General features: G+C 71.9%; 15 protein-coding genes. 14 read left to right on the forward strand and 1 reads right to left on the reverse strand.

Features of this window, described 5'->3' with window-relative positions:
- The first annotated feature begins 425 nt into the window (after positions 1-425).
- The 12 genes from OG904_RS19525 to OG904_RS19580 all read left to right on the forward strand — a co-directional run bounded on the left by OG904_RS19525 (position 426) and on the right by OG904_RS19580 (position 16,395).
- A complete protein-coding gene (locus tag OG904_RS19525) occupies positions 426-1,010 on the forward strand; it encodes an isochorismatase family cysteine hydrolase (RefSeq protein WP_328298773.1) in 585 nt (194 codons plus the stop codon).
- 43 nt (positions 1,011-1,053) lie between these two features.
- On the forward strand, positions 1,054-2,079 hold the full coding sequence (gene hypE / locus OG904_RS19530) for a hydrogenase expression/formation protein HypE (protein WP_405492669.1): 1,026 nt from the start codon (positions 1,054-1,056) through the stop codon (positions 2,077-2,079).
- Between the two features lie 20 nt (positions 2,080-2,099).
- On the forward strand, positions 2,100-4,496 hold the full coding sequence (gene hypF / locus OG904_RS19535; RefSeq protein WP_405492671.1) for a carbamoyltransferase HypF: 2,397 nt from the start codon (positions 2,100-2,102) through the stop codon (positions 4,494-4,496).
- Positions 4,497-4,500: 4 nt separating this feature from the next.
- Entirely contained in the window at positions 4,501-5,835 is a 1,335-nt protein-coding gene (locus tag OG904_RS19540) for a diaminobutyrate--2-oxoglutarate transaminase family protein (protein WP_405492673.1), read from the forward strand.
- A gap of 80 nt (positions 5,836-5,915) precedes the next feature.
- Positions 5,916-6,650: a hypothetical protein gene (locus OG904_RS19545; RefSeq protein WP_405492675.1), complete on the forward strand. Its 735-nt coding sequence runs from the start codon at positions 5,916-5,918 to the stop codon at positions 6,648-6,650.
- The gene (locus OG904_RS19550) at positions 6,637-8,034 is read left to right on the forward strand and encodes an MFS transporter (protein WP_405492677.1); all 1,398 of its coding nucleotides are present in this window, start codon (positions 6,637-6,639) and stop codon (positions 8,032-8,034) included. Before OG904_RS19545 ends, OG904_RS19550 begins: the two co-directional genes overlap by 14 nt.
- 10 nt (positions 8,035-8,044) lie before the next feature.
- Positions 8,045-9,349, forward strand: a complete 1,305-nt coding sequence (locus OG904_RS19555; protein WP_405492679.1) for an amidohydrolase — start codon at positions 8,045-8,047, stop codon at positions 9,347-9,349.
- Entirely contained in the window at positions 9,346-10,614 is a 1,269-nt protein-coding gene (locus tag OG904_RS19560; RefSeq protein WP_405492681.1) for an acetyl-CoA carboxylase biotin carboxylase subunit family protein, read from the forward strand. The genes OG904_RS19555 and OG904_RS19560 overlap by 4 nt, the downstream gene beginning before the upstream one ends.
- Positions 10,615-10,733: 119 nt before the next feature.
- Entirely contained in the window at positions 10,734-13,355 is a 2,622-nt protein-coding gene (locus OG904_RS19565; protein ID WP_405492683.1) for an acetyl-CoA carboxylase biotin carboxylase subunit family protein, read from the forward strand.
- Positions 13,352-14,689, forward strand: coding sequence for an MFS transporter (locus OG904_RS19570; RefSeq protein WP_405492685.1), 1,338 nt, complete (start codon positions 13,352-13,354; stop codon positions 14,687-14,689). The genes OG904_RS19565 and OG904_RS19570 overlap by 4 nt, the downstream gene beginning before the upstream one ends.
- Positions 14,686-15,915 (forward strand): PLP-dependent aminotransferase family protein, encoded by a 1,230-nt coding sequence (locus OG904_RS19575; RefSeq protein WP_405492687.1) that lies wholly within the window; start codon positions 14,686-14,688, stop codon positions 15,913-15,915. Before OG904_RS19570 ends, OG904_RS19575 begins: the two co-directional genes overlap by 4 nt.
- Before the next feature lie 105 nt (positions 15,916-16,020).
- The gene (locus tag OG904_RS19580) at positions 16,021-16,395 is read left to right on the forward strand and encodes a nuclear transport factor 2 family protein (RefSeq protein ID WP_405492689.1); all 375 of its coding nucleotides are present in this window, start codon (positions 16,021-16,023) and stop codon (positions 16,393-16,395) included.
- A 111-nt stretch (positions 16,396-16,506) separates the two neighbouring features.
- Here the strand turns inward: OG904_RS19580 and OG904_RS19585 are convergent, their stop codons facing one another.
- Positions 16,507-17,094, reverse strand: coding sequence for a DUF937 domain-containing protein (locus OG904_RS19585; RefSeq protein WP_405492691.1), 588 nt, complete (start codon positions 17,092-17,094; stop codon positions 16,507-16,509).
- Positions 17,095-17,393: 299 nt separating this feature from the next.
- Between OG904_RS19585 and OG904_RS19590 the strand changes: the two genes are divergently transcribed.
- Together OG904_RS19590 and OG904_RS19595 are read left to right on the forward strand one after the other, a co-directional pair.
- Positions 17,394-19,640 (forward strand): ATP-dependent RecD-like DNA helicase, encoded by a 2,247-nt coding sequence (locus OG904_RS19590; RefSeq protein WP_405492693.1) that lies wholly within the window; start codon positions 17,394-17,396, stop codon positions 19,638-19,640.
- Between the two features lie 183 nt (positions 19,641-19,823).
- Positions 19,824-21,113 carry a citrate synthase gene (locus tag OG904_RS19595; protein ID WP_405492695.1) on the forward strand — a complete coding sequence of 430 codons (1,290 nt, stop codon included), beginning with the start codon at positions 19,824-19,826 and terminating at the stop codon, positions 21,111-21,113.
- Positions 21,114-21,296 lie beyond the last annotated feature (183 nt).

A 21,296-nucleotide genomic window follows, 5' to 3' on the forward strand; every position in this document is an offset into this window, starting at 1 on the left:
CAGGACCGGCTCGCACCGAGCCTGACGCACCGCTCCGCCGGCTCCTCCCGCGGCCCGACTTCCCGCACCTCTCTTTCCCGCAGCCTCCCTTCCCGCAGCCTTCCTTCCGGCACCCTCCGCGCCCCATCTGACCGCCGTCGCCCGACAGGGCAGCCGGCCGCGCACCGACAGCACTCCGCGGCACGCCCCGGGCCGACGCGCCCGCGCGGCAGTGGCCCCTCGTGGCCGCCCGGACCGGTGCGCCTTCCCCCGAACCGCCGTCCGCGGCGTTGTGCGCCGACGGGGCAGGGACCCGCCGGCCGCGAAGCTCCGTACCGGGGCGGCCGGGCATCCGCCGCACCTCCACGACCCCACCCGCCGGGGCGCGCTCCGACGTGCGCCCGGCCGGGCCCGCGCACCACACCACCTCACCGAAGGGCACAGCCATGTCCAAGATCGCCGTCCTGACCAACGACCTCCAGTACGAACTGGTCGAGAAGAACCCGGAGCGCGTCGCCGCCGTCGAGGCCGCGACCCCGCACTTCACCGGCTTCCTCGACGAGATGCGCAGCCGTGGCCACCACATCTTCCACCTCCAGCTGGTCAACGACCCGGACGACCCGAACGCCGAGCGCTACGACGGTCACCTCCCGGTCCAGCGCGGCACCCACGGCGCCGACATCATCGAGGCGTTCCTCGCCCCCGAGGACGTCGTCATGGAGAAGAGCAAGGACTCCGGTTTCTACGAGACCGACCTGCACGAGCGGCTCCAGGCCCTCGGCGTCGACACCGTCCTGATCACCGGCATGCAGACGCAGATATGCGTCCAGACCACCGCCGCCGACGCGTTCTTCCGCGGCTACAACATCTGGGTCCCCTCCGACTGCGTCGTCTCGGCCCGGCTGGACGACAAGCAGCGCGCCCTGGACTGGCTGGAGGGCTACTGCGCCACGGTGAGCGACTCCACCGAGGTCATCAAGGTCCTCGACGCCGAGGGCGGCCTGCCCCGCAAGAACATCAAGACCCCGTGACCACGCCCCTCCCCACGACCCCGCACTCCAGAGAGGAACCGGCATGACCACGAGCGTGGATCCCACCGAATTCATCGTCCTCGACCACGGCACCGGCGCGAAGCTGAGCCAGGACCTGGTCCAGCTGATCGCGGCGACCCTCGGCGACGCGTACATCGGCATCATGGAGGACAGTGCGATCCTCAAGATCGAGGGCGACCGCATCGCGATGACCACCGACTGCTTCGTGGTCGACCCGCCGTTCTTCGGCAACGGGGACATCGGGAAGATCGCGGTCTGCGGCACGGTCAACGACCTGGCCGTGGCCGGCGCCCGGCCCAAGTACCTCACCCTCGGGATGATCCTGGAGACCGGGTTCCCCATCGCCAAGCTGGTGCGGGTCCTGGAGTCCATCCGCGACACCGCCCTGGAGGCCGGAGTACAGGTCGTCGGCGGCGACACCAAGGTGGTCCGCAAGGGCGAGGCCGACCAGATCTACCTCAACACCGCGGGCGTCGGGGTCTTCGAGCGCGAGCCGCTCACCATGACCGACGTGCGCCCCGGGGACAAGGTGATCCTCAGCGGCCCCATCGGCAACCACACGGTGCACCTGCTCTCCATCCGCGAGGGCCTCGGGTTCGAACAGCGCGTGGACAGCGACTGCGCGCCGCTCAACGGCCTCGTCGACACGGTCCTGTCGGACGTGGCGCCCGGCGCCGTCCGCTCGATGCGCGACGTCACCCGCGGCGGCCTGACGGCCGTGCTCCACGAGTACGCCGGCAAGCTCGGCCGCACCATCCGCGTCGCCCAGGACGACCTGCCCATCCAGCACGAGACGGCGATGGCCGCCGACATGCTCGGCATCAACCCGCTCCACTGCGCCAACGAGGGCTGCCTGGCCCTGTTCGTGGACCCGGCGGCCGAGGCCGAGGTGCTGGCGGCCCTGCGCTCCCTGCCCTACGGCAAGGACGCGGTGACCATCGGGGAGATCTCCGAGGACACCGAGGCCCTGGTGCTGCTGCGCGACAAGGACGGTCGCGAGACCCAGCTGGAGGAACTGCTCGGCGCCGAACTCCCCCGGCTCTGCTGAGAAGGACCGAGGAGACCGCCATGAGCACCGAGCAGATCGCGGCGACCACCGAGGCCGCGGAGACCGAGCAGAACGCAGTGACGTTCGACGAGTGGCGCATCCGCGTCACCGGCGTGGTCCAGGGCGTCGGCTACCGGCCGTTCGTCTACAAGCTGGCCCGTGAACTCGGCCTCTCCGGCTGGGTCCGCAACGACCCCGAGGGCGTGCTGGTCGAGGCGTCCGGACCGGTCGCCGCCCTCACGGAGTTCGCGGCCGGCCTGCGCGGCCGCGCCCCCGAACTCGCCCGGGTGGACGAGGTCCGGCCGACCAGGGGACTGACTCCGGGCACCGTGCCCGCAGGGCCGTTCACCATCGTGCACAGCGAGCACACCGGAGCCCGGTCCGCGCTGCTCCCGGCGGACACCCACGTATGTGGCGACTGCCAGGCGGAACTTCGCGACCCGAAGGACCGCCGGCACCGCTACCCCTTCATCAACTGCACCAACTGCGGGCCCCGGTACTCCATCATCCAGGACCTTCCGTACGACCGTCCGATGACCACCATGTCCTCGTTCACCATGTGCCCGCAGTGCAAGGGCGAGTACGAGGACCCGATGGACCGGCGCTACCACGCGCAGCCCAACGCGTGCCCGGACTGCGGCCCCAGGCTGCTGCTCCGGGACCGCGAGGGGAACACGGCCGAAGGGGACGAGGCGCTCCTGCGGACCGCCCGGGTCCTGGCCGACGGCGGGATCGCGGCCATGAAGAGCGTCGGCGGCTTCCACCTCGTGGTGGACGCCACCAACGCGGAGGCCGTGGCCCTGCTGCGCAGCCGCAAGCGCCGTGACTCCAAGCCGTTCGCGGTGATGGTCCGCGACCTCGCAACGGCGCAGCGCCTGGTGGAGCTCTCGGAAGCGGAGATCGACATCCTGCGCTCGCCGGCCCGCCCCATCCTGCTGGCACGCAAGCGGGCGGGCTCCCTCCCGGAGTCCGTGGCCCCGCGCAATCCCAACCTCGGGATCATGCTGCCCTCGGCGCCCCACCACCACCTGCTCCTGGACGAGCCCGGGCTCGAAGCGCTCGTCGCCACCAGCGGCAACATCTCCGGCTACCCCATCGCCTACCGCAACGAGGAGGCCCTGGAGCAGCTCTTCGAGATCGCGGACGTGATCCTCTACCACGACCGCGACATCGAGATCCGCGTCGACGACTCGGTGGTCCGCCTCTCGGACCACCCCGAACTCGACGAGCCGCTGCTCCAGTTCATCCGCCGGGCCCGCGGCTACGCGCCCTACCCGGTGGACGTCGGCCGGGAGGTGGCCCCCGTGGTCGCCCTCGGGGCCGAACTGAAGACGACCGTCGCCCTCACCAACGGCTCCCAGGTCTTCCTCAGCCAGCACATCGGCGACCTCAAGAACGACGAGACCTTCGCCGCGCACCACCGCACCGCCCGGCACCTGGCGCAGCTGTACGCGCTCAAGCCGGAGATCACCGCGCACGACATGCACCCGCAGTTCCGCTCCACCCGCGCCGCCCTGGACGACGACGGCACCGGCCCGGTCGGCGCCACCGTCGAGGTGCAGCACCACCACGCGCACATGGCCTCCTGCATGGCGGAGAACCACGTGAGCGGCACCACCCTGGGCGTCATCTTCGACGGCTTCGGCTACGGCGAGGACGGCACGGTGTGGGGCGGGGAGTTCCTGCTCGGGGATTTCGCCTCCTTCCGCCGCGTCGGCCGGATGCGCGGGCTGCCGCTGATCGGCGGTGACCAGGCCGTGCGCGAACCCATCCGTACGGGATACGCACTGGCCCTGGACGCCTTCGACGGCGACCCGGACCGGGCCCTGGCGGGCTTCCCCGCCCTGGCCGCCCTCGACGAGCAGCGCCGCCAGGTCTTCGCGACGATGGCCGCCCGGGGCGTCAACTCCCCGCTGACCTCAAGCATGGGCCGGCTCTTCGACGGGGCCGCGGCCCTCGCCGGGGTCTGCGCGAAGGCCGAGTACGAGGCCCAGGGCCCGATCGAGCTGGAGGGCCTGCTCGACCGCGACCCGGCCCGGGAGCCGCAGGCCTCGTACCGCTTCGGCGCCTACGAGAGCGACGGCCTGACCGAGGTGGACCCGCGGCCCGTGATCCGGGCCATGGCCGCCGACATCGCCGCCGGACTGCCCGTGGACCGGATCAGCCGCCGCTTCCACACGGCCGTCGTCGAGATGGTCCGGGAGCGCTGCAAGGCCCTGCGGGAGGCGACCGGAGTCAACCAGGTCGCCCTCTCCGGAGGCGTGTTCCTCAACGAGTTCCTGCTGCTCAACTGTCTGACCGGGCTGACCGCCGACGGTTTCGACACCTATGTCCAGCGGCTCGTGCCGACCAACGACGGAGGCATCGCCCTCGGTCAGGTCATGGTCGCCGACGCCCGCTCACACCTGAGGAAGTGAAGACGTGACCACCCTCACGCCGGACGAGATGTACACATTCGTCGAGGCGCGCGAATCGGGCGCCCGGACCTACGCCAACGCCTTCGGCAAGCTCCTCACCGAAGGCCGCGGCGCGCGGATCCGCGACGGGCACGGCCGTGAATACCTGGACTGCCTCGCAGCGGCGGGCACCCTCGCCCTGGGGCACAACCACCCCGAAGTACTGCGCACGGTGGGGGAGTACCTCACCTCCGGTCAGGTCCAGCAGGCGCTGGACCTGACCACCCCGGCCAAGTACGAGTACCTCCAGGCGCTGTACGCCCGGCTGCCGGGAACCATGGCGGACACCTTCAAGACGCAGTTCTGCGGACCGGCGGGCACCGACGCCACCGAGGCCGCGATCAAGCTGTTCAAGACCGCCACCGGCCGCCGGACCGTGATGTCCTTCCACGGCGCCTACCACGGGATGACCGCGGGGGCGCTGGCCCTCACCGGCAACCTGGGCGCCAAGGAGTCCGTGCCCTCCCTCATGCCGGACGTCCACCACCTGCCCTATCCCTACGACTACCGCTGCCCCTTCGGACTCGGCGGCGAGGCGGGCATCCAGGCCGGCCTGACCTACATCGAGCGGCTGCTCACCGACCCGGAGAGCGGCATCACCAGACCGGCGGCCATCTTCGTCGAAGCCGTCCAGGGCGAGGGCGGGGTCATCCCCGCACCGGCCGCCTGGCTGCGCGGGCTGCGGGAGATCACCGCCCGGCTGGACATCCCGCTGGTCCTGGACGAGATCCAGGCCGGCTTCGGGCGCACCGGCAGCATGTGGGCCTTCGAGGAGTCCGGGATCGAGCCGGACGCCGTCCTCGTGTCCAAGGCGGCCGGCGGCGGCTTCCCGCTGGCGCTGCTGCTCTACCACGGCAAATACGATTCCTGGTCGCCCGGAGCCCACGCGGGCACCTTCCGCGGGAACCAGATCGCCCTGGTCGCGGGACTCGCCGGGATGCGGGTCACGGAGTCCGAGGACCTGATCGAAAAGGCCGCGTCCAAGGGCCTGCTGATCGAGGGCCTGCTCGGCCGGCTGGCCGCGGACCACCCGGAGATCGGCCAGGTCCGGGGCCGGGGCCTGATGTGGGGCATCGAGATCGTGGACCCCGCGGGGCCGGCCGACCACCTCGGAACCCTGCCCGCCGACGGCGCCCGGGCCAAGCGCATCAAGCGGGCCTGCCTGGACCACGGGCTGCTGCTGGAGAGCGGCGGCCGGCACGGCGCCGTACTGCGCCTGCTTCCGCCACTGGTGATCACCGAGGAGGAGATCCACGAGATGGCGGCGGCTCTGGAGAAGGCTCTGATCGACTGCGCCTGAACCGGATCAGCCGGTTCGGCACGGCAGGACAGAGCACGGATCCGCCGGGCGGCGGATCCACGAACGCGAGGACAGAGAACATGACCACGGGAACCACGGGAACCACGGGAACCAACGGCGTTGAGTGGCGGGTCGACTTCGACGCCGAGGTCGTCTTCAGCAACGGAGGCGCCCTGCAGATGCAGGGGTTCCGCCTGGACATCCCCGGCGAGGACATCGGCGACGGGGAACTGGGCGAACTGCTGGTGCGTCACCTCGGACTGCTGATGGTCGGCAGTACGAAGATCACCCGCCGGGAGCTGATCCAGGAACCCCACAAGGGTTCGCGCAACACCGGTGCCACCGGCCCGGACCGCGCCGCCGCCGCGGACCTGACCGGACCCGCGACCCGGGCCTCCTGGCCGGCGGGTCCCGGCACCGCCGCACCGGCCCTGGCCGGTCTGGTGGACCTTCCCGTGGTCCTGGTCCGGCTCCTGGGAGCCGGGCAGCCGGTCGCCGACCGGCTCGCGCTGGCGCCCTTCGACCTCGCGGGTCACGCCGTCCTGGTGCAGACCGGCCGTGCGGCCGGCCCGTACCTCACCGAGGACGCCGTGGCACTGCTCGCCGGGCAGGGCGCCGCCCTCGTGGCGACCGACAGCCGCGAGGGCGGGGGACCGGTGGCGGCGGCGCTCGCCGCCGCCGGTCTGCCCGCCCTCACCGGCCTGACCGGCCTGGAGGCGCTCCCGGCGACCGGGGTGCGGCTGCACGCCGTGCCGTTCCCGGGCCGGGACAACTCGTTGATCAGGGTCTACGGAGTAACAGATGACCAGCATTGAGACCGACCGTCACGCGGGGGGCGGCGTCCCGGCGGCCGGTGCGGCGGCGGACACCACCGCCGCCGCGCCGGCCCGGCGCCCCCGCAGGGAACTGGCCGCCGCTACCGTCGGATCGGTCGTCGAGGCCTACGACTGGACCATCTACGGCATCCTCGCCCCCTACTTCGCCGAGGCACTGTTCCCCGGCACCTCACCCACCGCCAAACTCATCGCCGCCTACCTCGGCTTCGCCCTGGGCTTCCTGGTCCGCCCGCTGGGCAGCGTGCTCATCGGCCGGCTCACCGACACCCGCGGCCGGCGCTTCGGACTGACCCTCACCGTCGGCCTGATAGCCGCCGGCTCGCTCTTCCTCGCGGCCGTACCGGGCTACGCGTCCATCGGCCTGGCCGCCCCGCTCCTGGTGGTCGGCGCCCGGCTGGTGCAAGGGCTGTCCGTGGGGGCGGAGAACCCGAGCGTGGCCGCGTACGTCACCGAGACCGCGCCCGCCGGCCGCCGCTACTTCTACAGCGCCGTCTCCTACGGCGGCGTGGTGCTGGGCAGCGCGCTCTCCTTCATCGTGATGAACGTCCTGCTCGGGGTGTTCGGGGAGACCGGCGTCGAGGACGGCGCCTGGCGCTTCGGCTTCGTCTTCGGCGGACTGCTCGGGCTCACGGCCCTGTGGATCCGGCGCGGAGCGGCCGAGAGCCGCGTCTTCACGGCCGCCGCGGGCGGGGCGGCCGACCCGGAGCCGTCCACGGCGGCGAAGGCGCCCGGGGCGAAGGCACCGAGGACGGCCGCGCCGAGCCCCTGGCCGGTGCTGCGGGCCCACCTCGGGCGCCTGGCCGTGGTGTTCGCCATCACCTCCGGCGCCACCACCGCGTTCTACTTCGTCACCGTCGACTTCCCCTCCTACGCGGACAGCACCGGGGCCGCCACCAAGGAGGAGACCTCCGCCGCCCTCCTCCTCGGCATGGTGGCGCTGCTCCTCGCGATGCTCGGCGGCGGCAGGGCGGCCGACCGGTTCGGCGCCCTGCCCGTCCTGCGCCTGGGTTTCGCCGGACTCGCCCTGGGCTCCGTACCGCTGCTGATGGCGATGAGTTCCGGACGGGTCCCCGTCCAACTGGTCACCGTGGTCCTGCTCTTCCTGCTGGGCCTGCCCCTGGCGGTGAGCAACGTCTTCGCGGGACAGCTGTTCCCGCCGGCCGTGCGCGCCGTGGCCGTGGGACTGCCCACCGCGGCCGCGATCAGCCTCTTCGGCGGCACCTTCCCGATGCTCGCGGAGCTCCTGAGGTCGGCGGGCCACAACGACTGGCTGCCCTGGTGGCCCGCCCTGACCGCCGCGGCGGCGCTGGCCGCCTCATGGGGTGTGCGCGAACACCCCGTGTCCGTAACCCCTCATGCCTGAGAAGGACGACATGACTGCACTGCTCGAAGGACTCGACGCGCTGATGCCGGCCCTGGAGGCCGACTACCGCGAACTGCACACCCACCCCGAACTCGCCTTCCAGGAGAAGCGGACGGCGGCCCTGGTCGCCGAGCGGCTCGCCGCCCAGGGCGGCTGGGAGATCACCACCGGCGTCGGCCGCACCGGCGTGGTCGCCGTCCTGCGCAACGGCGAGGGCCCGGTGGCCATGCTGCGCGCCGACATGGACGCGCTGCCCGTGAAGGAGACCACCGGGCTGCCCTACGCGAGCACCGTCACCGCCACCGACGACACGGGCGCGGAGGTCCCGGTGATGCACGCCTGCGGCCACGACCTGCACGTGGCCGCGCTGATCGGCACCTGCGAACTGTTCGCCCGCAACCGCGGAGCCTGGCGGGGCACCGTCGTGGCGGTCTTCCAGCCGGGCGAGGAGAGCGGCTACGGAGCCCGCGAGATGGTCGACGACGGCCTGTTCGAGCGCTTCCCGCGCCCCGACGTGATCCTCGGATCGCACGTGGGACCCGGCCCGGCCGGGCTCATCGCGACCCTGCCGGGAACGGTCATGGGCGCCACCGACTCCATCACGGTCAAGCTGTTCGGGCGCGGCGGCCACGGCTCCAAGCCCGAGGCCGCCGTGGACCCGGTGGTGATGGCGGCCTCGCTGGTGCTGCGCCTGCAGACGGTGGTCTCCCGCGAGATCGCCGCCCAGGAGCCGGTGGTGGTCACCGTCGGCAAACTGCACGCCGGCACCACCGCCGCGGTCATACCCGACACCGCCGAGCTCGGCATCAACGTACGCACCAGCTCCGCGCCGGTCCGCGAGAAGGTCCTCGCGGCCATCGAACGCCTGGCGCGCGCCGAATCGGCGGCCGCGGGCGCGACCGCCGACCCCGAGATCACCTCCGTCTACCACCTGCCGATGACCGTCAACGACACGGAGGCCGCCGAGCGGGTGGCCAACGCCCACCGCGAGCACTTCGGGGCCGGGGCCGTCATGACGATGGGCCCGACCACCGCGAGCGAGGACTTCGGCCTCCTCGCCACGGCCGCCCAGGTGCCCTCGGTGTACTGGTTCTACGGCGGGCTCGACCCGCAGGCCTTCGGCGAGGCCTTCGCCGCCGGCAAGCTGGAGGAGCTCCCGCAGAACCACTCCTCCACCTTCGCCCCCGTCGCCGGCCCCGCCCTGTCCGTGGGCGTCCGCACGATGGCCACGGCCGCACTGCCCTGGCTGGCCGCCGAGGCCGCCGACTCCGCCGCCACGACCGCCGACGCGGGTGAGGGGGCCGGGACGGCATGAGCGCAGACCGGCCGCACATCATCGTCCTGCACCGCTGGCGCGACACCCACGCCCACTACGCCGACTACCTCGACCACGCCGCCGCCCACGTCACCTACGTGAGCACCGAGCTCGGCCGCGCCTCGCTGCCGCAGAGCGCCGCCGCGGTGACCACCGTCGGGCTGACCGACGACCTGCCCGCCGTGCGCGCGGCCGTCGCCGGGCTCGTCGCCCGCTTCGGCGCCCCCGCGCGGCTGATCGCCCTCAACGAGGGCGACCTGGACACGGCCGCGATGATCCGCGAGGAGTTCGCCGTCCCCGGCCAGAGCACCGCCGAACTGGCCGTGTTCCGCGACAAGCTGACCATGTGCCGTACGGCCGAGGCGGCCGGGCTCCCGGTACCGGCCTTCGCCCCCGCCCCCGACCCGGCCGCCGTGCTCGCCTTCGGCGAAGCCCACGGCTGGCCGCTGGTCGTCAAACCGCACCGGGGCACCGCCAGCCGGGGCGTGGTCCAGATCGACTCCGCCGCGGAACTGGGCGCGCTGACCGGGCTGGCCGCCGCCCTCGCCGCCGAACCGCACCTCGTCCAGACCTACGTGGACGGGCCGATCCTGCACATCGACGGCCTGTGGGAAGGCGATTCGCTGGGCAGCTGGACCGTCTCGCGCTACGTGGGCGGCACCTGCGCCGACTTCACCCAGGGCACCTGGCTCGGCTCCGTGGAGGAGGACGACCCGGCGCTGCTGGACGCCGTCGAGGCCTTCGCCGCAGCCGTGGGACCCGCCCTCGGCGGCTCCCAGCCCTGGGTCTTCCACCTGGAGGCCTTCGTCACCGAGGCGCCCGGCGGCGGGCCCGCGCTGGTCTTCCTGGAGTGCGGGGCCCGGGTGGGCGGCGGGGAGATCCCCTTCACCTGGCGCGACGTCCACGGCATCGACCTGATGGCCGCCGCCGTGGACATCCAGCTCGGCCTGACCCCCGTCCTGCCTCCCCTGAAGACCGGCGAGGTCGGCGGCTACCTGCTGCTCCCGCTGCCCCTGCCCGCCCCCTGCCGGGTCGAAGCCGCCGGCTGGGTACGGCAACCCGCGCCCGAGCGGCTCCCGTACGCCGTCAAGCACACCCCGGTCGGCAGCGTGGCCCCGGCGATCAGCGGCTACGAGCACGTCGGCACCCGCTTCCGCTTCCGCGGCAGCTCCACCCGGGAGGTCGAGGCGGCCATCACCGAGGCCGCGAACTCCTTCCGGCTGACCTGCGTACCGGTGGACGGTCCACCCGGCCCGAAGAGCTGACCCACGGCGCGCCGCGCGGCCCGGCCCGCGGCCCGTCCCTCCCGAACCCCTGCCGCACCTCCTGTTTTCCGGGGCGTCACGCACACCACGCCCCGCCCCGCACCGGAAAGGATTCCACCGTGGTCCTCAAGACCTCTGAACGCCAGCGCGTCATCCTCGTAGGCAGCCGCATACAGCAGTACCGGGAATACGCCCTGGCCTCCCTCGCCGAGCACTACGAGGTGACGCTCGTCGCGCCGGAGGCGCCCACCTGGCAGGCCCGGTACGTGGACACCCACCGGATCGCGGACACCACGGACGCGGCCAAGCTGTACGCCCCGGTCGCCGACCTGCGGGGCGAGGTCGCGGACGCCGCCGTCGTCACCTGGGACGAGTGGTCCCTGGTCGCCGTGTCCTCGGTCGCCAAGAAGCTGGGCATGCGGGCCATGGACCCGGCCGCCGCCAAGATCTGCCGCGACAAGTACGCCACCCGGCAGGCCCTGGAGGCGGCCGGCATGGCCGCCGTCCGCTACATCCCGGCCACCACCGAGGAGGAGGCGGTCGCCGCCGCCGAGTCCATCGGCTTCCCCGTCGTCGTCAAGCCCCGCACCCTCGGCGGCAGCTTCGGCGTGATGATGGCCCGCGACGTGGACGGCCTGCGCCGGGCCTTCCGGCTCGCCTCCACCAGCCGGCTGCGCGGCGCCGGGACCACCGCCTCGGTCCTGATCGAGGAGTTCATCGAAGGCCCCGAACTGAGCGTGGACAGCGTCGTCGTGGACGGCGTGGCCACCCCCGTGTGCGTGGCCCGCAAGCGGCTCGGCGCCCACCCGTACTTCGAGGAGGTCGGCCACCTGGTCACCGACTGGCGCCACGAGCCGTGGGCGGACGCCGTCACCCAGCTGGTCCAGGACTCCCACCGCGCGGCCGGCGTCGACTACGGCGTCACCCACACCGAACTGCGGGTCGCCGCGAACGGCCCGCGCCTGATCGAGCTCAACGGCCGCCTCGGCGGGGACCTCATCCCGCACCTGAACAAGCTGGCCACCGGCGTGGACCTGCCGCTGGCCGCCGCCCGGATCGCCTTCGAGGAGACCCCGGACATCACCCCGACCCGCGCCCTGAGCGCTGAGGTCCGCTTCCTCTACCCGGCCTACGACGGCGCCGTCGACCGGGTCGTGCTGCCCGCCCCCGACCAGGTCGAGGACCTCGTCGAGGCCGTCGCGCTGGTGGAGCCCGGCGACGAGCTGCTGCTCCCGCCGCGCGGCCTGACCCCGCGCTCCGCCGCCCTCGTCGCGGTGAGCGCGACCCCGGCGGGCACCCGCCGCGCCCTGGACGATGCCGAGGCGCTCTCCCGTACGGAGGTCTCCGGAGTCGCCGCGCACCGGCTCGGCGCCCGCGTCGAGAACGCCGTGACCCGCCGCTTCTTCGACCACGAGCGCACCTCGGCCCGGATGACCGTCTCCGGCGTCCGCGGCGTGGAGTGGTTCCGCTACGGAGCCGGCGGCGGCGAGGGCCTCAACCGCCCCGTCTTCCTCAGCGCGGCCGACGTGACCGGCCTGGAGAACGACCTGAACGGCCTCTTCGAGCTGCTGAAGGCGGTGCCCGCCCGGCTCTTCGGCGGCGACCTGCGCGCCTTCGCCACCGCCGTCGGGATGTCCGACACCCAGGCCGACCTGGTCCTGCGCGGCTCCTCCGAGGAGCTCGCCCCGCTCTCCCGCGCCGACCTGTACCGCGAGACCGGCGGCTTCCGCGTCATGGAGCTCAACACCGGCTCCTCGCTGGGCGGCTGGCAGATGGGCGAGTTCGCCCGCGCCCTGATCCAGGACGAGGAGTTCGCGAAGTTCGCGGCTGCCGAGGGCCTGGTGTACCCCGACCCGCTCGCCCGCATCACCGAGGTGCTGCGCCGCCAGGCTCCGGCCCTGGAAGGCGTGGAGCGGCCGCTGCTGGCGATCACCGACTGGCCCGAGGGCTTCGAGAAGTCCAAGTGCTGGATGGAGTTCGTCGTCCCGGCCTTCGAGCGGCTCGGCTTCGAGCCCGTCGTCTGCCACCTGGGCGACTTCGCCTACGAGGACGGAAACGTCCTCCACCGGGGCCGCAAGGTCGACGTGGTCTACCGGATGTTCCTGCCCGGCGAAATGCCGGACGAGCCCCGCACCTACGACCTCGTCAACCCGCTGCTCGACGCCGTCGAGGCCGGCACGGTCGAACTGTTCGCCCCGCTGGACTGCGAGCTGTACGGCAACAAGGGCAGCCTCGCCATGCTCAGCGACGAGCGCAACCGCGCCGTCTTCACCGAGGCCGAGCGCGAGCTGATCGACCGGATCCTCCCGTGGACCCGGTTCGTCCGCGACGAGAAGGTCACCTTCGGCGGCGAGAAGATCGACCTGCTGCCCTACGCCATCGCCAACAAGGACCACCTGGTCCTCAAGCCCACCCTGCTCTACGGCGGCGTCGGCGTGACCCCCGGCTGGACCACCGACCAGAAGGAGTGGGTGGCCAAGCTGCGCCAGGCCGTCGACGGCCCGTACGTCCTGCAGCACCGCCTGCTGCCGACCACCGAGCGGTTCCTCTCCGAGGACGGCGAGACCTGCGAGGACATGGCCGTCGCCTACGGGACGCTGATGGTCGACGGACGCTACGCCGGCACCCTGGCCCGCGGGGTCACCGACCCGGCCGTGGGCATCGTGAGCATGCTGCGCGGCGCCCAGATCGGCTGCGCGTTCCACGTGGACCCGGCGGCAGAGGGAGTGGACTCCAAGTGACCGACATCGGGAACGGGGCCGCCGAGCAGACCGGGGAGACGGTGGCCGCGGACGCTCCCGCCGCCCCCACCACGCTCTGGCGGGACCCGGAATTCCTCAAGTTCTGGTCCGGGGAGGCGATCTCACAGGTCGGGGCCCAGGTCACGACCCTGGCGCTGCCGCTCACCGCGGTGCTGACGCTCGACGCCAGCTCCTCCCAGGTGGGCTTCGTCAACGCGGCCTCCTACGCCCCGTTCCTGATGGTCACCCTCCTGGTCGGCGTCTGGGTCGACCGGGTGCGGCGCAGGCCCCTGATGATCATGGCCAACGTGGGGCGCGCGGTGCTGGTCAGCGCGGTACCGCTGCTGGCCGTGCTCGACATGCTCCGCATCGAGTACGTGTACGTGGCCGCGCTGCTCGTCGGCACCCTCACGGTGGTCTTCGACGTCTCCTACCAGTCCTACCTGCCGACCCTGGTCGGCAAGGAACACCTGGTGGAGGGCAACAGCAAGCTCCAGGGCACCAGTTCACTGGCCCAGATCGGCGGACCCGGACTGGCCGGCCTGCTCATCGGCTGGGTCACCGCCCCGTACGCCCTGCTGATCAACGGGATCTCGTACCTGGTCTCCGTGCTCACCCTGCTCGCGGTACGCCGGCCCGAGCCGGAGCCGGTGCCCCAGCAGGAGCGGACCGGGATCCGGACCAGCATCGCCCAGGGCATCCGGATCATCTGGGACAGCGCCCACCTGCGGGCCTGCGCACTCCAGTCGGGGCTGTACAACCTGTGCTGGATGTCGCTGCAGACGGTATTCGTGCTCTACGCGGCCCGCACGCTCGGCATCTCGCCGGGTGGCATCGGCCTCCTGCTGGGCACCGGAGCGGTCGGCTCGCTGGCCGGCTCGATGGTCGCGCAGTGGCTCAAGCGCAGGACCGGGCTCGGCCCGGCCATCCTGACGGCCCTGCTGCTGTGCTGCCTGGCCCCCGTGGCCATCCCGGCGGCCCCGGCGAACGGCGGGGCGCTCTCACTGGCCCTGTTCGTCGCCGCGTTCGGCCTGATCGGCGCGGGCGGCACCATCGCCAACATCCACATCATCAGCCTGCGCCAGTCCATGACCCCGGACCACCTGCTGGGCCGGATGAACGCCGGCTACCGCTTCGTCTCCTGGGGAACCCTGCCGCTCGGCGCCCTGCTGGGCGGCTGGCTCGGCGACCTCATCGGGCTGCGGGAAACGCTCTTCGTCACGGCCGGGGTCTTCCTCACCGCCGTCCTGGTGGTCCTGAAGTCGCCGGTCTGGCGCCTGAAGGACTTCCCGCCCCAGATCGTCGCGCAGCCCCGGAAGGTGGACGCAAGATGAGCTCCGCAGTACGGCAGGCCCCCGCCCCCGGGGCCATCGAGAGCCTGCTCGCCCGCCGGACCGGCTGGGGCCGCTCCGACGCGGTGAGCCGGATCCTGGCGGCGGCCGCCGCCCCCGGCGTGCTCTCCATGGCCGGCGGGATCCCGGCCCCCGACAGCTTCCCCGTGGCCCGGCTCGCCGAGGCCACCGACCGGCTGTTCGCCGGCTCCGCCGTCCGGGCGCTCCAGTACGCCCCCACCGACGGCATCGCCCCGATGCGCGAGGTGATCGCGGCGCGGGCCAGTGCGACCGGCGCCCCCGTCACGTCCGACCGGGTGATGGTCACGGCCGGGAGCCAGCAGGGGCTCGACCTCGTCGCCCAGACCCTCATCGACGAGGGCGACGAGGTGGCCCTGGACGACCCGAGCTACCTGGGCGCCGTACAGGTCTTCCGGCGGGCCGGTGCCCGGCTGCTGCCGGTGCCCGGCGACGCGCAGGGGATGCGCACCGACGTGCTGGAGCAGCGGCTGGCCGCCGGGGCGCGGCCCAAACTAGTCTACGTCGTACCGCACTTCCACAACCCCACCGGGGCCGTGCTCTCCGAGGAGCGCCGCCGCCACCTGGCCGCGCTGGCCGAACGGTACGGATTCCTGGTCGTCGAGGACGATCCGTACGGGGACCTGGCCTTCGAGGGCAGCCGGCTGCCGTCCACCGACGTCCACAGCGGGCGGGTGGTCCGGCTGATGAGCCTGTCCAAGACGGTCTGCCCGGGGCTGCGGGTGGCGGGCCTGGTCGCCCCGGCCGAACTGATCGGGGAGCTGGTCGCCGCCAAACAGTGCGGGGACCTCCAGACCAACACCTTCGGCCAGTACCTCCTCGCCGATCTGCTCGGGGACCCGGAGTTCCTGCCGGCCCACCTGGCCGGACTGCGCACCCTGTACGGCGGCCGGGCCCGGGACATGGAGACGCTGCTGCGCGAGCGCCTGCCCTGGCTGGACTTCGAGCGGCCGCGCGGCGGCCTCTTCTTCTGGTGCCGGCTGACCGACCCGAGGGTCGGCTCGGACGCGCTGTACGAGCACGCGCTGGCGCAGGGCGTGGCCATCGTGCCCGGTACGCCCTTCTGCATAGAGGAGGACGGCTCGCGGGTCCTGCGCCTGTCCTTCGCCTCCCTGGACGACGCGCAGCGCCAGGAGGGCGTTTCGCGCCTGGCCGCGGCATGGGAGAAGGCCCTGGCCGACGGAGCCTGACCCGGCCGCAGTGCCTGCGTACGCACGAACGGCATCCGCACGAACGGCATCCGCACGAACGGCATCCGCACCGTTTTTCCGTCCACACCCTTAAGGAGCAAGGCCGTGACAACGACGTCGCCCGCACCGGTGACCGCCGAATCCCTGGTGGCCCGGCTGTTCCAGGTGATCGACACCCGCTCGTGGGACCGGCTCGGCGAGGTCTTCGCGCCGGACGCCGTGTACGAGCGGCCGGGTTACCCGGCGCTGGAGGGGCTCGACCGGATCCGCCGGTTCTACGAGCACGAACGGATCATCACCTCGGGGGCCCACGAGGTGAGCCAGGTGACCGGCGGCCTCGCCGCGGCTGCCTGCTGGGGGCGCTTCCGGGGGGCCGACAAGGACGGCACGGCCCTGGACGAGGCCTTCGCCGACACCTACCTCGTACGGGACGGCAGGATCGAGCGCCGCAAGACCTTCTTCTACCGCCCGGCGATCTGAGCACGGGGCCGGTACGGGCGGTGCGGGCCGGTGCGGGCCGGGACTCGCCGGGTAAGGCCCGGTTCCGGCCCGTACCCGGCTCGTCTCCGCCGAACGGGTGAATCCGCGGTGCTACTTCTTGCCGCCGCCGAGGATCTGGCCGAGCAGGTCACCGAGACCGCCACCGCCCGCCGGGGCGGCCGGGGCCGCGCCCGCCGCGCCCGGCACGGCTCCGGGCGACGGGATGGCGGACTCCCCGCCCGCCGCCGTCGGGGCGCCGGCCCCGGCCCCGCCCTTGCCGGCGGCCGCGCGCTTGGCGAAGACGGCCAGCAGGACCGGGATCAGCAGTTCGATGACCCGGGCGATGGTGGGCGCGGGGATGCCGGTCTTCTTCGAGACGGCGTTGGCCACGGGCTTGCTCACCTTGGCGAGCACCCCGGCCATCATCCCGCCGCTGAGCAGGCCGCCCAGGCCGCCGCCGAGGGTGGCCACGCCTTCGAGCGGGGCCTCGGTCACCTCGGCGAAGGCCTGGCGCACCTCGTTGCCGTCGTCGTCGTCCGCGTCGGCCTTCTGCTGGAGGTCGCCGGTCATCGCGCCGACGGTGGCCGCGACGGTGTCGCGGGCGCCGTCGGCGTCGGTGCCGAGGAGCCCGGCGATCTCGGTCAGCTTGTCGTCGCCGAGCTCGCCCAGCACGTCGTCCTGGAATGAAGATTCGCTCATGCCTGAAACGCTACTTCTGTGGTGATTCACCGGCACCTCGGATGGCCTCCGGACCACCCCTGAGTAATGGAAAGGTAAAGCTCCGGATCCGCGTGCAACCACCGGCGGGGGTCGCGGGTCGTATGTTGCGTCGGCGCTTCCGGGGAGGGATCCGGGGGGATCGGGAAGTCCGGCGAGGGAGGGGTAACCGTGAGGGGGTCCGGCCGGAAGGCCGGACCCCCTTCTGGTTTTCCGGCCGGTCCTCCCCGGTCTTTCCACAGGCCCGGCGGGCTGTCGGATCCGGGCTGTAGCTTCGGGCCATGACGACGAACGCGGACGTGCGGTCCGCTGTGGTCGAGGGGGTGCTGGAGCGCATCACCTACGCCAACGAGGAGAGCGGTTACACCGTCGCCCGGGTCGACACCGGCCGCGGCGCCGGTGACCTGCTGACGGTGGTCGGATCCCTGCTCGGGGCCCAGCCGGGTGAATCGCTGCGCATGGAGGGCCGCTGGGGCTCGCACGCCCAGTACGGCAAGCAGTTCACCGTGGAGAACTACACGACGCTCCTGCCCGCGACCATCCAGGGCATCCGGCGCTATCTCGGCTCCGGCCTGATCAAGGGCATCGGGCCGAAGATCGCCGACCGGATCGTGGAGCACTTCGGCCTCGACACCCTGGACGTCATCGAGGAGCAGCCGAAGCGGCTCATCGAGGTGCCCGGCCTCGGCCCCAAGCGGACCAGGCTGATCGGTGCCGCCTGGGAGGAGCAGAAGGCGATCAAGGAGGTCATGGTCTTCCTCCAGGGGGTCGGCGTCTCCACCTCGATCGCCGTCCGGATCTACAAGAAGTACGCCGACGCCTCCATCTCCGTGGTGAAGAACCAGCCCTACCGGCTCGCCGCCGACGTCTGGGGCATCGGCTTCCTCACCGCCGACCGCATCGCGCAGGCCGTCGGGATCCCCCACGACAGTCCGGAGCGGGTCAAGGCCGGGCTCCAGTACGCCCTGTCCCAGTCCACCGACCAGGGGCACTGCTTCCTGCCCGAGGACCGGCTCATCGCCGACGGGGTCAAGCTGCTCCAGGTGGACACCGGGCTGGTCATCGACTGCCTGGCGGAGCTCGCCGCCGATCCGGAGGGCGTCGTACGGGAATCCGTACCGGACCCGCAGGGCGGCCCGGACCCCCTCACCGCGGTCTACCTGGTGCCGTTCCACCGTGCCGAGCTGTCCCTGGTCGGTCAGGTACGCCGGCTCCTGCACGCCGACGAGGACCGGCTGCCCGCCTTCCGGGACGTGGACTGGGACAAGGCCCTGGGCTGGCTCGCGGGCCGGACCGGGGCCACGCTGGCCCCCGCGCAGCGCGACGCGGTCCGCCTCGCGCTCACCCGCCGGGTGGCGGTCCTCACCGGCGGCCCGGGCTGCGGCAAGTCCTTCACCGTCCGCTCGATCGTGGAGCTGGCCCGGGCCAAGAAGGCCAAGGTCCTCCTCGCCGCCCCCACCGGGCGGGCGGCGAAGCGGCTGGCCGAGCTCACCGGGGCCGACGCCTCCACCGTGCACCGGCTCCTGGAGCTCAAGCCGGGCGGGGACGCGGCGTACGACCGGGAGCGGCCGCTCGACGCGGACCTGGTCGTGGTGGACGAGGCCTCGATGCTCGACCTGCTGTTGGCGAACAAGCTGGTCAAGGCCGTGGCACCGGGTGCCCACCTGCTGCTGGTCGGAGACGTGGACCAGCTGCCCTCCGTCGGGGCGGGCGAGGTGCTGCGCGATCTGCTCGCCGAGGGCGGGCCGGTCCCCGCCGTCCGGCTGACCACCATCTTCCGGCAGGCCCAGCAGTCCGGCGTGGTCACCAACGCCCACCGGATCAACACCGGAGTGCCGCCGATCACCGACGGGCTGCCCGATTTCTTCCTCTTCCCCGAGGAGGACACCGAGGAGGCCGGAAAACTCGCCGTCGACGTCGCCGCACGTCGAATTCCAGCCAGATTCGGGCTCGACCCGAGGCGTGACATCCAGGTCCTCGCCCCCATGCACCGCGGCCCGGCCGGCGCCGGGAACCTCAACGCCCTGCTCCAGCAGGCCATCACCCCCGCCCGGCCGAACCTGCCCGAGAAGCGGTTCGGCGGCCGGGTCTTCCGGGTAGGCGACAAGGTCACTCAGATCCGGAACAACTATGACAAGGGGGCCAACGGCGTCTTCAACGGCACGGTCGGCGTGGTCACCGGCCTCGACCTGGAAGAACAGCGTCTGACGGTGCGCACGGACGAAGACGAGGAAGTGGCCTACGAGTTCGCGGAGCTCGACGAGCTGGCCCACGCGTACGCCGTCACCATCCACCGTTCCCAGGGGAGTGAATACCCGGCCGTGGTGATCCCGGTCACCACGGGTGCTTGGATGATGCTCCAGCGAAATCTGCTCTACACGGCGGTGACCAGGGCGAAGAAACTGGTCGTCCTGGTCGGGTCCCGCAAAGCCCTTGCCCAGGCGGTGCGTACCGTTTCCGCAGGCAGGAGGTACACCGCCGTCGCACCGAGACTGGCCGGCCGCATACCGGTGGGAAACATCACCTAGATGATCGATCATTTGGGGTTCCTACAACCGGCGCGGACGGGGCAGGATGTGCAGGTTGGCGGCACTCAGTGCCGTCAAAAACACCAAAGCTCGACCCCGAGTGCACTCACCTGCGCCAAATGGGGGAAGGTAGAGGCAGTCAGGGCACCTCGAAGAAGAGGCACTACGTCGGTGAGGGATGACGTGAGCGACAACTCTGTAGTACTGCGGTACGCGGACGGTGAATACACCTACCCGGTGGTCGAGAGCACCGTCGGTGACCAGGGCTTCGACATCGCGAAGCTCAGGGCTCAGACCGGGCTGGTCACCCTGGACAGCGGCTACGGAAACACCGCCGCCTATAAGTCCGCCATTACCTACCTCGACGGTGAGCAGGGCATCCTGCGCTACCGCGGATACCCGATCGAGCAGCTCGCGGAGCGCTCGACCTTCATCGAGGTCGCCTACCTGCTGATCAACGGGGAGCTGCCGACCGTCGACCAGCTCGCGTCGTTCCGCAACGAGATCACCCAGCACACGCTGCTGCACGAGGACGTCAAGCGTTTCTACGACGGCTTCCCGCGCGACGCGCACCCGATGGCGATGCTGTCCTCCGTGGTCAGCGCGCTGTCGACGTTCTACCAGGACAGCCACAACCCGTTCGACGAGAAGCAGCGCAACCTCTCGACGATCCGGCTGCTGGCCAAGCTCCCGACGATCGCGGCCTACGCGTACAAGAAGTCGGTCGGCCACCCGGTGGTCTACCCGCGCAACGACCTCGGCTACGTCGAGAACTTCCTGCGCATGACCTTCTCCGTGCCGGCCCAGGAGTTCGACCTGGACCCGGTCGTGGTCGCCGCGCTCGACAAGCTGCTCATCCTGCACGCGGACCACGAGCAGAACTGCTCCACGTCCACCGTGCGCCTGGTCGGCTCCTCGCAGGCGAACATGTTCGCCTCGATCTCCGCCGGCATCTCGGCCCTGTGGGGTCCGCTGCACGGTGGCGCCAACCAGTCGGTTCTGGAGATGCTCGAGGGCATCAAGAACGACGGCGGCGACGTCGACGCCTTCATCCGCAAGGTGAAGAACAAGGAAGACGGCGTCCGCCTGATGGGCTTCGGGCACCGCGTCTACAAGAGCTTCGACCCGCGGGCGAAGATCATCAAGGCGGCGGCGCACGATGTCCTCTCGGCGCTCGGCAAGGACGACGAGCTCCTCGACATCGCCCTGAAGCTGGAAGAGCACGCGCTGGCCGACGAGTACTTCGTCGAGCGCAACCTCTACCCGAACGTCGACTTCTACACCGGCCTGATCTACCGGGCCATGGGCTTCCCGACCGAGATGTTCACCGTGCTCTTCGCGATCGGCCGGCTGCCCGGCTGGATCGCCCAGTGGCACGAGATGATCAAGGAGCCCGGCTCCCGCATCGGCCGCCCGCGCCAGATCTACACCGGCGAGGTCCTGCGCGACTTCGTCCCGGTCGAGTCCCGCTGACCCGAGGGCAGAGCCGCAGTACCCGTAGGACCCGTAGTACCCGCAGTACAGGAAAAGCGCCCCGCCATCGATCCCCCCACGGGTCGAAGGTCGGGGCGCTTTCCGTACCCCGGAACGGATTCCCCCCACGGGACCCGGACCGGGTGTCTGCGTGCCGAAAAACGCGCGTACACCTCAACGCGT

Origin of the sequence: Streptomyces sp. NBC_00096, from assembly GCF_045041305.1 — a bacterium.
Lineage (GTDB): Bacteria > Actinomycetota > Actinomycetes > Streptomycetales > Streptomycetaceae > Streptomyces.